Source organism: Streptomyces caniferus, assembly GCF_009811555.1.
Classification (GTDB): domain Bacteria; phylum Actinomycetota; class Actinomycetes; order Streptomycetales; family Streptomycetaceae; genus Streptomyces; species Streptomyces caniferus.
Map to the genome: position 1 here is coordinate 1,489,759 of NZ_BLIN01000003.1, position 11,856 is coordinate 1,501,614.

Consider the following 11,856-nt stretch of genomic DNA (forward strand, 5'->3'; position numbering starts at 1 on the left):
CCACCGGCCGGGCTGGCGCCGGCCGGTCAGACGGTGCGCAGGAAGTGGTCGAGCACCCGGACGCCGAAGTGCAGTCCGTCGACCGGCACGCGCTCGTCCACGCCGTGGAAGAGCGCCTGGTAGTCGAATCCCTCGGGCAGTTTGAGCGGCGAGAAACCATAGCCGGTGATGCCCAGCCGGGAGAACTGCTTGGCGTCCGTGCCGCCGGACATGCAGTACGGCACGACATGGCCGTCCGGGTCGAAGCGCTCGACCGCGGCGCGCATCGCGGTATAGGTCGGGGACTCGACCGGCGACTGCAGCGCGACCTCACGGTGGTCGTATTCCCAGGTCACATCGGGTCCCGTGAGCTCGTCCAGGGTCGTACGGAACTCCGCGTCACCGTCGGGAAGCACCCGGCCGTCCACCTGGGCGACGGCCGCCCCCGGGATCACGTTGACCTTGTAACCGGCCGACAGCATCGTCGGGTTGGCGCTGTTGCGGACGGTCGGCTCGACGAGCTTGGCGGCCGGGCCGAGCTTGCCGAGCAGCGCATCGACGTCGAAGCGGGGCGAGTCGACATCCACCTCGACGGCGTACAGCGCGGCGAGTTCGCGCAGCGCGGCCCGCACGGTCGGGGTGAGGCGGACCGGCCACTCGTGCTCGCCGATCCGGGCCACGGCGGCGGCCAGCCGGCTGACGGCGTTCTCACGGTTGGCCTTCGAGCCGTGCCCCGCCCGGCCCCGGGCGGTCAGCTTCAGCCAGGCCGTGCCGCGTTCCCCGGCCGCGATCGGGTAGAGCCGCATCCCGCGGCCCCCATGGAAGGTGAAGGCCCCGGACTCGCTGATGCCTTCGGTGCAGCCCTCGAAGAGCCCGGCGTGCCGGTCGGCCAGGAAGCCCGCGCCGTCCTCGGCGCTGGCCTCCTCGTCGGCGGTGAAGGCCAGCACGATGTCGCGCCGCGGCCGCACCCCGCTGCGGGCCCATTGCCGCACGACGGCGAGCACCATCGCGTCCATGTTCTTCATGTCGACGGCGCCCCGGCCCCAGACCACGCCGTCGCGGACCTCGCCGGAGAAGGGGTGCACGCTCCAGTCGGCGGGCTCGGCGGGGACCACGTCCAGATGGCCGTGGACCAGCAGGGCGTCGGCCCCGGGGTCGGTGCCGTCGATGCGGGCGACCACATTCGTCCGGCCCTTGCTGCGCTCCAGCAGGGTCGGCGCCACCCCGGCCCCGGCGAGCCGCTCGGCGACGTACTCGGCGGCCGGCCGTTCCCGGCAGGCCCCGTCACCGGCGTTGCCGGTGTCGATCCGGATCAGCTCGGAGGTGAAGCGCACCACCTCGTCGAGCGCCTGCTGGTCGACGCCGCCGGTCCACTCGGCCGCCGGCTCCCCGGTTCTCCCGCGCTCAGCCATATTGCTCCTCCACGGCGGACGACACGACGGTGGTGACGGCCTTGAAGCACCGGATGGCTTCGTACATGTCCTGACTGGTATACGCGACCCGGCGCTCCCCCGTTCGCTCCACGCCGGGTACGCAGGTCGCCGCGCCCACCAGATGCTCGGCGTCGAACTCCAACTCGAGCCGGAACGGGCCGCCCCTGGACGGTTCATGACGTGCCGCCAGCGCCGCTCCCTTGCGGGCCGCGGCCCGGATCTCGGCCGCCGTACGGGCCGGCGGCCGGCACACCGCCGCATAGCGCGACACATAGTCCTTGACCGCTACGGCGGGTGCCTGCGGGGCGTAGCCCAGCGCGTCCTGGCAGGTGCGGTCGTCGCCGGTGACCAGCACCACCGGCACGCCGTACTCGGCGACCACAAGGGAGTTGAGATATCCCTCGCTCGCACGGATGCCGTCGACCCAGACGCCGGTGAGGGTGTTGGCGAGGTAGGTGTGGGCGAGGACGCCTTCGGCGCCCGCCCCGGTGTGGTAGCCGACGAACGCGATGCCGTCGACATCGCCGTGCTGCACGCCCTCGACCATGCTGAGCGATTTATGTCGCCCGGTGAGCATCTGTGCGCGTTCGTCGAGCTGTTCCAGGAGCAGATTGCGCATCGTCCAGTGCGCCTCGTTGACCAGTACGTCGTCGGCCCCGCCCTCGAAGAATCCGGCAATCGCCGCATTGACGTCGGACGTGAACATATGGCGGCAGCGCTCCCATTGAGGGGTGCCGGGCAGCACATCGGCGGGCCAGGTCACGCCGGTGGCACCCTCCATGTCCGCGGAGATGAGGATCTTCACAGTCACCAGTCCTATCGCAGCTAGGAGGCGGTACGCACGATTCCCGACATCACTTGTTCACATCACGTTCGGAGGGCCCGAACAGCTCCCCCAGCGTAACCAGGGCCTCCGGGCTGACGCCCCGTCCGGGACGTTCCAGGACGGTCGCGTTGGCGGCGGCATCACGATTTCTTCGTCACAGCAACACGATTCCTTCCAACCGGAACCTGGGGGTACGCTCTTGTGGCGCCGCATCTCGCACAGTTTCTGTCGCAAAGCGGAAGGGCTTCTGACGGAATCCGTAAGGACTTCCGAACGAGTTCTGTCAGCTGCCGACGGCACGTGCCAGGTGAGGTAGAACAGGCCGGACCAGCTTCCCACGCGATGAAACAGAGGCAGAATGGTGAGCGAAGCCCTCAACGACGCCTTACCGCAATGCGGCATCCGGGCCGACAGCGAAGACGACCAACTCGCGATCCTGACCGAACTGATCGCGCAAACACTTTGCGATCGCAACCCACGCTTCCGGGAAGCCCTCGATCGGGGCGGTCACCAGCAGGTCACGCGCCTGATCGAGGACGTCCTACGCCGCGGCCGGCCGCTGCCCGACAAGGTGCGCGCGGTCATGCTGCGCACCGACACGGACATCCACCTCGTGGCGTCCGCGCTGGGCGACTGTCTGGTCAGCGCGCCGGACGAGGCGCCCGGACTGCTGATCCCCGCCCAGCTCGCCGACGGCAAGAGCGGACGGGCCAGACTGAAGGGCGTACTGCGGCATCGCGCCGCGGTGGTCGGTCACGCGGTGCCTGCTCATGAGGCCGCCGCGTCCGTACGCTCCGCGTCCCGGCTGCTGGACCTGGCGTCCCCGCACGACGGCCCCGAGGCCGGTGTGGTGTTCGTCGACGACCACCTCTCGTCCCTCCTGCTCCTCCAGGACGAATCGCTCTCCCGCACCCTGATCGCCCGCCATCTGAGTCCGCTGGCGGGGCTGACGCCGGAGCGGTGCGAGCGACTGGAGGCCACCCTGCTGGCCTGGCTCGGCGGCATGGGGGCTCCGGAGGTGGCCAAGGCACTCAGCATCCACCCGCAGACGGTGCGCTACCGGATGCGCCAGCTCGAAAAGCTCTTCGGGGCCCGTCTGCGCGACCCGCGGACCCGCTTCGAGATCGAGATGGCACTCCGCAGCCGCCAGCTGATGGCCGGGGCACGACGTCGGCGCGCCGCCGCCACCCGTCGCCCACGCGCCGTCGGCAAACCCCGCAAGGCCCTGCCACGCCCCTGAAAACCACCCCCGTCCACCCCCCGTCCACCCCCGCGAATCCACCCCCCGCCCACCCTCCGGTTTGTCGAATGTCACACCACGACGCACCGCATAAATACGGACATTTCACACCATTTTTCTGAGGTGCCCCACCCCCTGCCACGTATCGTCGCCGTGACCCTTCAGCCGGGATCCCGGCCGCAGCGCGGCCACAGATGCCCGGCGCAGCGTCGGTCGCCCGAGGCCGGCCGCCCGATCGCGGGCCTCCGATACACAGCGGGACAGGACACACCTCCATGCACGGATCACGCACAGCGACCCGCACGCGCCGCGGGCTGGCCGCGGCCGTGGCCGCCGGAGTACTGCTCACGGCGCTCACCACGGCGACCTCGGCCTCGGCCAGCTCCGCCAGCACGCCGGTGGGCGGCTCCAAGGTCGTGTGCACCTCCGGGAAGCCCGGCCTGGCGCCCGCCCTGTCCCAGGACATCGCCGACGCTCTCCACGACCGCAAGGGCTCCTCGGCGCTGGCGATCTACGACCGGCAGACCCGTACCCGCTGCGAGTTCAAGGCCGGCTCCCACTTCGACTCGGCGAGTGTGGTGAAGGTCACGGTGCTCGGGGCCCTGCTGCGGCAGACGCAGGAGGCGCACCGCAAGCTGACCCCGCACGAGGCGAAGCGGGCCACCGCCATGATCACCAAGTCGGACAACGCGGCGACCTCCGCGCTCTGGCACCAGATCGGTGCGGGCGGCATCAAGCACTTCCTGTCCCTGGCCGGTATGCGGCACACCGTCCCCGGCGCGGGCAAGGCCTGGGGCCTCACCCAGGTCACCGCCGGCGACCAGCTCAAGCTGATGCAGCTGCTCACCACGGACAACGCGGTGCTCACCGCGCACTCCCGCGGCTACGCCCTCGACCTGATGCAGCGGGTCGAGGCCGACCAGCGCTGGGGAGTCCCCGCCGGCGCCCCCGCCGCGGCGTCCGTCCACGTCAAGAACGGCTGGCTGCCGCGCGACACCGGCGGCTGGCGGGTGAACAGCGTCGGCACCTTCACCTGCAGCGGCCACGACTACGGCATGGCCGTCCTCTCCACCGGAAACCGCACCATGGACTACGGCATCGACACCGTCGAGGGCGCCGCCCGGGTCGTCCACCGCGACCTGACGCACTGACTCCCTGCGGAGACGACGCCCCGGAACCGGCTCCCGCAGTCGGGGGCTCCGGGGCGCCGGGACCGCGGCGGGTGTGCGGTACGACTAAGCACTCCCCTGGGTGACCGGACCTCCGATCGGCCCCGTGCGGGGTGGGTGCGGCGATATCAACGCGGCATCGGGGCAGTGCGTCCGGTGGGCCGAGGTGTTGCGCCGCCGGCCCGCCGCCACACCGCACTCTGGGAGGAACTCGGTGTCAGTCCGCGTCACGGCAGACCTCAAGGGAGTTCCCGAAACGGCGTTGTGGACGCTCTACCACCGCGCCGCCGAGGCCGCCCGTCCGGACACCGTGCTGCCCGATCCACGCGCCGTACAGCTCGTCGCCGAGGTGGACTTCCCCTTCGGGGAACGGCTGGGCGGCGCCCGGCCGTGGCTGGCGCAGGCCGTCGCCCTGCGGGCCCTCGGATTCGACGGCGTCGTACGGGACTTCCTCGCCGCCCACCCGGACGGCACCGTGATCGCTCTCGGCGAGGGCCTGGAGACCCAGTTCTGGCGGGTCGACAACGGGCGGGCCCAGTGGGTCACCGTCGACCTCGCCGAACCGCTGGCGCTGCGCAGCCGCATACTGCCGCACGGCACACGGCAGCGGCTCATCGCCTGCGACGTCCGCGAGCGCCGGTGGATGGCGGGCATCGACGCCGCACGCGGGGTGCTGGTCACCGCCCAGGGGTTGCTGATGTATCTGCAGCCCGCGCAGGTGACCGAGCTGATCGCCGCCTGCGCCGGGGCCTTCCCCGGTGGCTCGATGGTGTTCGACACCGTGTCGCGGCGCTTCAGCGCCCGCACCCGCACCGGCGCCAAGGGGCCGGGCGGCCATCGGCTGCCCCCGATGCCCTGGGGCATGGACGCGGTCGAGCGGGACCGGCTGCGCACCGCCCATCCGGCCATCAGCGACGTGGCCGACGTGCCGCTGCCCGCGGGCCGTGGATTCCTCGGCCACCTCGCACCCCGCGCCGCGGCCGTGCCCCTGCTCCGCGGGGACCGCCCGCTGATCACCCGGCTGCGTTTCGGGACGGCGGCGGCAGCCGGGCCGGCCGGCCGGCCCTGAGGGGACTCACGGCACCTCCGGGTCGCGGCACGGTGCGGCGGGCGGCGTTCCCCGAAGAGGGAGCGCCGCCCGCCGCACCGTGCGCACCGTCCGCCGCAGCCGTCACGCAGCGCCCGGTCCTCGTGCCCCAGGGCCTCAGTCCTCGTGCCCCAGCTGGAGATCGCGCTCCGTGCGGCCGCCGCCCGCCATCCGCAGGACGGTGGCCACCGGCGGGTATCCGGCGGCGATGACGGTGTACTCGCCGGCCGACAGGTCCACGAAGCGGAACAGCCCGTCGGGCCCGGTGGTCGCGGTGTCGACGACATTGCCCGCGGCGTCCAGGAGGGTGACCCTGGCATCCTCGACGGGGCGGCCGCCGCCGGCCCGTACGGTCCCGCGCAGCACCGCACCGCCGGCGAGTTCGATGTCCTGGCGGGTCTCCCGCGACGCCTGCACGGTCACCGGCAGCGCGGCGGGGCGGAACGCGGGCGCGCTGGAGGCGAGCGTGTACTCGCCGGCCACCAACTCCCCGATGACGTAGCCGCCTTCGCGTCCGCTGCGGGTGGTGGCGACGACCTCGCCGCGGACATCGGTGAGGGTCACCATGGCATCGCGTACGGGCGTGCCGTCGGCGGTGGTGACGGTGCCCGCGAGGCGCCCCGCGCCGCCGAGGACGACGTCCAGTTCGACCGGCCGCTCGCCGACGGTGACGCTGACGGCCTGTGGCTGGTGTCCGCCCGCCGCCGCGATCAGCACATACGAGCCGGCGCCCGGGGTGCTCAGCGCGTACCGCCCGTCGTCGCCGGTGGCACCGCGGCCGACCTGGCGGCCGGCGACGTCGATGAGGGTGAGCGCGGCGCGCGGCACGATGCTGCCGTCGTGGTGCTGGACGGTGCCGCAGACCGGGACGCCCGCCGCGACGGGCGGCTGCCCGGTGGTGTAGCCGTGGGTTCTGGGGTACGTCGGCTGCTTTTCATGGGAGTTGACGGTGGCCGTGTCCGTCGTGGAACGGGCCGGGGGCACGGCGGCGGGGTCGAGGGGAGCGCCGTACGGGGCCTGCGGGGTCGGGGAGGCCTGCGGAGCAGGGGAGGCGTGGGACACCAGGGGTTTCTCTTTCAGGAAGAAGGCGAGCACAAGGCCCAGGACGAGCACCGGCACGAGATAGAAGAAGATCCCCGGCATGGCGTGCGCATACGCGGCGATATAGCTGTCGCGCAGCGAGGCGGGCAGTGCGTGCACCAGTTGCGGGGTGATCGACTCCGGGTCGGGCAGCCGCGCCGACTCCGGGACCCGCTCGCCGAGCCGGCGGGCCAGCCGGTCGGCGAAGAGGGTGCCGAAGAGGGCCGCGCCGACGCTGCCGCCGATCTGCCGGAAGTAGTTGTTGGTGCTGGTCGCGGTGCCGAGGTCGGCGGGGCGTACGGAGTTCTGCACGGCGAGCACCAGCACCGGCATCACGAGGCCGATCCCGAGTCCGAGGAGGCCCATCCAGAGGCTGTAGACCTCGCGCGGGGTGTCCTGCTGCAGCCGCGACAGCAGCCACATCCCCACCGCGGCCGCCGCGCAGCCCAGGACGGGGAACACCTTGTAGTGGCCGGTGCGGCTGATGAGCCGGCCCGAGACGATGGAGGCGAGGACGATGCCGCCCATCATGGGCAGCATCAGCAGCCCGGACTCGGTGGCCGTGGCCCCGTCGACCATCTGCAGGAAGGTCGGCAGGTAGCTCGCGGCGCCGAAGAGCGCGATGCCGACGACGGCGCCGATCAGGCCGGTGACGTTGAAGATCGAGTCGCGGAACAGCCGCAGCGGGATCAGCGGTTCGGCGGCGAGGTGCTCGACGGCGAGGAACAGCACGGCGGTGCCGAGCGCACCGGCGCCGAGTCCGAGGACGACCCGCGAGTTCCAGGCGTACTCGGTGCCGCCCCAACTGGTCAGCAGGACCAGGCAGGTGGAGAACGCGGCGAGCAGCAGCGCTCCGGCGACGTCCAGTCGGGCGCGGCGCGAGGGCCGGGGCAGCTTCAGGACGAGGGCGATGACGACGAGGGCCAGCGCGCCGAACGGGACGTTGAGGTAGAAGCACCAGCGCCAGGAGGCGTGGTCGGTGCAGAAACCTCCGATCAGCGGTCCGGCCACGGAGGCGAGTCCGAACGCGGCACCGATCAGGCCCATGTAGCGGCCGCGGGCCCGGGGCGGCACGATGTCGGCGATGATCGCCTGGACGCCGATGATGAGCCCGCCCCCGCCGACGCCCTGGACGGCGCGGAAGACGATCAGTTCGTCCATGGTCCGCGACCAGCCGGCCAGCGCCGAGCCGACGGTGAAGACGAGGATGGCGAAGAGGAAGACGGGCTTGCGGCCGAAGAGGTCGCCGAGCTTGCCGTAGAGCGGCAGGCCGATGGTCGAGGCGAGGAGGTAGGACGTCACCGCCCAGGACATCTGACCCAGGCCGTTCAACTCGCCGACGATCCTGGGGAGTGCGGTGGCCACGATGGTCTGGTCGAGGGCCGCGAGCAGCAGCGTCAGCATCAGGCCGAGGAGGACCAGGCGGAGGCGGCGGGGGGCGAGCGGCGCGGGTGCACCGGGGGCGGGGCCCCGCGACGTGCCGTTCGCGGCCGGAGCCGTGGGCGCGCCGGGGACGGGCGGACCGGTCCGCCCGACCTGCCCGACCCGCTCGCTCAGGGTGGTCCCGCCCACGTGCTGCTCCCCTCGTCACGCCTGTTGCCGCCCAATTTCTCGCATTGGGCGACAACACCGAACAACCGCGGCGAAAGGGTGCGTGCGGGGTGGGAAGGGACGTCAAGTACGTTGCCCGGAGCGCCTATTGGGCTCCCATCAGGGCTTTCCGTACCGAAGTGCCCCTGCGGGCCGGACACTTCGGCTCACCGGAAACCACCCGAACCGGTGAGTGTGACGGCATGCGCTCAGGGTGACGGGTGGGAAACGCCGATCACTTCGTCACGTGGGCGGCGAGGTTGTCCAGGATGCTGCCGTAGATCCGGCCCAGGCCCTTGGGGGCGAAGGTCCGCTCGAAGAAGCCGCCGATACCGCCGGCGCCCTGCCAGGTGGTGGTGACGACGACCTTGGCGCGCTTCTCGCCGGCCGGGGTGACGACCCAGGTGGTCACCATCGAGGAGTTGCGGTCCTTCTCCACGAGCTGGCCGTCGGTCGGCTCGTCGACCTCCAGCAGGCAGTCGCGCACCCGCTTGCTCGCGGCCTGGAGCTTCCAGTGGACGAGGGTGCCCTTGCCGTCGCCGCCCTCACGGACCTCGTACTCGCTGAAGTGCTCGGGCAGCAGCTGCGGGCGCGTGCCGGAGTAGTCGGCGAGCGCGTCGAACACGTCCTCCGGGTCCGCCGCGATCTCGCGCTGCGTGATGGCCTCGACCTGCCCCATGTGTGTCTTCCTCCAGTACTCGGCTGCCGGTCCTGCGATGCGCGGCCAAGCCAACCACCCCGTGGCGGCGCGCCCAAATTCAGGGCCGCCGAGCCTCAAGGGAACGTGTGTTCTATTATGGCGCCGGGGGGCTCTGCTGGATCCAGAAGGAGGCCCGATGCGCTGGGACAATCTCGGCGACAGCCCGTCCGCGCTGTTCGGTGCGGACGTCGTCAGCCGGACGATCGACACCCCCGAATTCCGCGGGATCACCTTTCATGAAGTGCGGGCCCGCTCGATCGTGAACCGGGTCCCCGGCGCCTCCCGGATGCCGTTCGAATGGACCGTGAATCCGTACCGCGGCTGCAGCCACGCCTGTGTGTACTGCTTCGCGCGCAAGACGCACGGCTATCTCGACCTGGACACCGGGCAGGACTTCGACTCCCAGATCGTGGTGAAGGTCAACGCTCCCGAGCTGCTGCGCCGCGAGCTGGGCGGGCGGCGCTGGCGCGGCGACCACATAGCCATGGGGACGAACGTCGACTGCTACCAGCGCGCCGAGGGCCGCTACCGCCTGATGCCCGGCATCATCACGGCGCTGCGCGACTACGCCAACCCGTTCTCGATCCTCACCAAGGGCACGCTCGTCCTGCGGGACCTGGCGCTGCTCCAGCAGGCCGCCGAGGTCACCGACGTCGGCATCTCCGTCTCCGTCGGCTTCCTGGACCGCGAACTGTGGCGCACGGTCGAGCCCGGCACCCCCGCCCCGGAGCGCCGGCTGGACGTGGTGCGCACGCTCACCGCGCACGGCATCCCGTGCGGCGTGCTGATGGCGCCGGTGATCCCCTTCCTCGGGGACGCGCCGGACCAGCTGCGGGCCACCGTGCGCGCCATCGCCGAGGCCGGCGCCGGCTCCGTCACCCCGCTCGTGCTGCATCTGCGGCCCGGGGCCCGTGAGTGGTTCATGGCGTGGCTGGAGCGCCACCACCCGCATCTGGTGCGGCGCTACCGGACGATGTACGGCGACGGCGCCTACGCCCCCACGTGGTACCAGCGCCAGATCACCCGCCAGGTCCATGAATTCGCCGCGGAGTACGGCATCGGACCCTCCCGGTCCGGCGCGGCCCGCAAGATCCCCTTGCCGGATGCCGCCCCCGGTCCGGCCGGCGCCCCCGGCGAGGACCGGCCCGACGCGCCCGCGGAACCCACCCAGTTGACCCTGATCTGACCGGCCCCTGCCCCGTCCGAGCCGGAAGCCTCGCCCCCTGACACCCGGGACAAGGTCAGGCGCCCCCGGAAAAGGGGACGCGCCATCCTCCGACGGGCTCCTACCCTCTGCGGCATGGAGGGATCCGATGAGCGGAGCCGGGCGCAGCCGCCGCGCCCGGTACGCGTACGAGAGATGACCGAGGCCGATATCGACGCGGTCTCGGCGGTGCGGGTCCGCGGCTGGCAGGCCGCCTACCGCGGGCTGATGCCGCAGGCGTATCTGGACGCGATGACTGTGGCGGCGGACGCGGAGCGACGGCGGTCGTGGTTCGGGCGCCGATCGCCCGAGGTGGCGGATCTGGTGGCCGAGCGGGACGGCGAGGTCGTCGGATGGGCGTGCGTCGGGCCGGCCCGGGACCCCGATATCGCCCCGGGGCCCCTGGAGTTGCCGGCACCGCGGCCGACCGCGGGCGAGCTGCTCGCCCTCTACGTGTCGCCCGTCCTGATCGGCACCGGCGTGGGGCGGGCGCTGCTGGCCGCCGGCACCGCCCGCGCACGGGCGAGCGGCTACCTCGCGCTGTATCTGTGGGTGGTACGCGGCAACACCCGCGCCCTGCGGTTCTACGAACGGGCCGGTTTCGTGCCGGACGGGGCGCAGGAGGCGTACGAGGTGGGCGGCCGCAGTGTCCCCGAGCTGCGCTACCGGCGCCCGCTGACGCCCGAACCGGAACCGCCGCCGCCACCGGTCCCCTCCCCCCGCTCCGGGCCCTGACCCGGCCCGCCGTCTCCCACCGCCCCGGTACCGGCCTCCGCCGGTACGTCCTCGTGCACCCCCAGCCGTGCCAGCGATGCCGCCGCCGCGGCCGCCAGCCGGGGATGGGCGACGGCCGCGGTGAGCGCGGGGACCGCGCGCCGGTCGCCCAGTGCGCCCAGCCCCTCGACACAGGCGAGCGCCACCCGCCAGTAGGGGTTGTGCGGGGTCAGCAGCCGCTCCAGGGTCGCGATCAGCGCGGGCACGGACTGCGGTGCGCGGAGTTCGGCGAGCAGCCGGACGGGGTGCAGGGCGTAGGCGGTGCGCAGCGGGTTGGTAGCGAGCGCGGCGGCGGCGCGGGCGGTACGGGGGTCGCCCAGGCGGCCCAGGGCGTGGGCGGCGGTGGCGCAGCGCACCGGGTCGCGGTAGTTCAGCAGCAGGACGAGCGTCTCGAAGGCCCGCTTGTCGCCGGCGCAGCCGAGGATGAAGGCGGCGATCTCCCTGGCCCACAGCGGACGTTCGACGGCGACCAGCATCCGGGCCAGTTCCTCCCGCCCGGCCGGGGTGTTCTTGCGGGCCAGCCCCAGCAACCGTTCGTAGGCGACCAGATCCTGTGGGGAGCGGAGTTCGGCCCGCACCCGGTCCGTCAACTCGTGGAATTCCTCTTCCATTTGCCGATCCCCTCCCGCCGGGCCGCCCCGGTTCCCGCGACGTGGCCTGCACCACAGCCTAATGACCCTCGCTACCCCTGGCGCTCTGGTTACTCACCGGTTAACCTGCTGGAACGAGCAGCACCACTGCTCGGGCGGCCTGGTGACGCAGCCGCCACAGAGT

The 11,856-nt window shown here is 72.3% G+C and carries 10 protein-coding genes; 5 read left to right on the forward strand and 5 right to left on the reverse strand.

Going from position 1 to position 11,856, the window contains the following annotated elements:
• Positions 1-26 precede the first annotated feature (26 nt).
• Positions 27-1,391: a M20/M25/M40 family metallo-hydrolase gene (locus Scani_RS15120; RefSeq protein ID WP_159475168.1), complete on the reverse strand. Its 1,365-nt coding sequence runs from the start codon at positions 1,389-1,391 to the stop codon at positions 27-29.
• A complete protein-coding gene (locus tag Scani_RS15125; protein ID WP_159476049.1) occupies positions 1,384-2,217 on the reverse strand; it encodes a M55 family metallopeptidase in 834 nt (277 codons plus the stop codon). The genes Scani_RS15120 and Scani_RS15125 overlap by 8 nt, the downstream gene beginning before the upstream one ends.
• Positions 2,218-2,596: 379 nt before the next feature.
• On the opposite strand from Scani_RS15125, the gene Scani_RS15130 reads away from it, so the two are divergent.
• The 3 genes from Scani_RS15130 (at position 2,597) to Scani_RS15140 (ending at position 5,716) form a co-directional block, all read left to right on the forward strand.
• Entirely contained in the window at positions 2,597-3,478 is an 882-nt protein-coding gene (locus tag Scani_RS15130; RefSeq protein WP_159475170.1) for a PucR family transcriptional regulator, read from the forward strand.
• A 275-nt stretch (positions 3,479-3,753) separates the two neighbouring features.
• Complete coding sequence (locus Scani_RS15135) at positions 3,754-4,629, forward strand: serine hydrolase (RefSeq protein WP_159475172.1); 876 nt, start codon at positions 3,754-3,756, stop codon at positions 4,627-4,629.
• A gap of 232 nt (positions 4,630-4,861) precedes the next feature.
• Positions 4,862-5,716 carry a class I SAM-dependent methyltransferase gene (locus Scani_RS15140; protein ID WP_167538084.1) on the forward strand — a complete coding sequence of 285 codons (855 nt, stop codon included), beginning with the start codon at positions 4,862-4,864 and terminating at the stop codon, positions 5,714-5,716.
• 135 nt (positions 5,717-5,851) lie between these two features.
• Here the strand turns inward: Scani_RS15140 and Scani_RS15145 are convergent, their stop codons facing one another.
• Positions 5,852-8,386, reverse strand: a complete 2,535-nt coding sequence (locus tag Scani_RS15145; protein ID WP_281391932.1) for an MFS transporter — start codon at positions 8,384-8,386, stop codon at positions 5,852-5,854.
• Positions 8,387-8,639: 253 nt separating this feature from the next.
• Complete coding sequence (locus Scani_RS15150; protein WP_159475175.1) at positions 8,640-9,083, reverse strand: SRPBCC family protein; 444 nt, start codon at positions 9,081-9,083, stop codon at positions 8,640-8,642.
• Between the two features lie 157 nt (positions 9,084-9,240).
• Between Scani_RS15150 and Scani_RS15155 the strand changes: the two genes are divergently transcribed.
• Both Scani_RS15155 and Scani_RS15160 read left to right on the forward strand, forming a co-directional pair.
• The gene (locus tag Scani_RS15155) at positions 9,241-10,290 is read left to right on the forward strand and encodes an Rv2578c family radical SAM protein (RefSeq protein WP_159475178.1); all 1,050 of its coding nucleotides are present in this window, start codon (positions 9,241-9,243) and stop codon (positions 10,288-10,290) included.
• Positions 10,291-10,464: 174 nt separating this feature from the next.
• A complete protein-coding gene (locus Scani_RS15160) occupies positions 10,465-11,043 on the forward strand; it encodes a GNAT family N-acetyltransferase (protein ID WP_159476058.1) in 579 nt (192 codons plus the stop codon).
• On the opposite strand, the gene Scani_RS15165 is transcribed toward Scani_RS15160, so the two are convergent.
• Positions 10,971-11,693 carry a HEAT repeat domain-containing protein gene (locus Scani_RS15165; RefSeq protein WP_159475181.1) on the reverse strand — a complete coding sequence of 241 codons (723 nt, stop codon included), beginning with the start codon at positions 11,691-11,693 and terminating at the stop codon, positions 10,971-10,973. The two genes, Scani_RS15160 and Scani_RS15165, sit on opposite strands and share 73 nt — an antisense overlap.
• Positions 11,694-11,856: the final 163 nt, after the last annotated feature.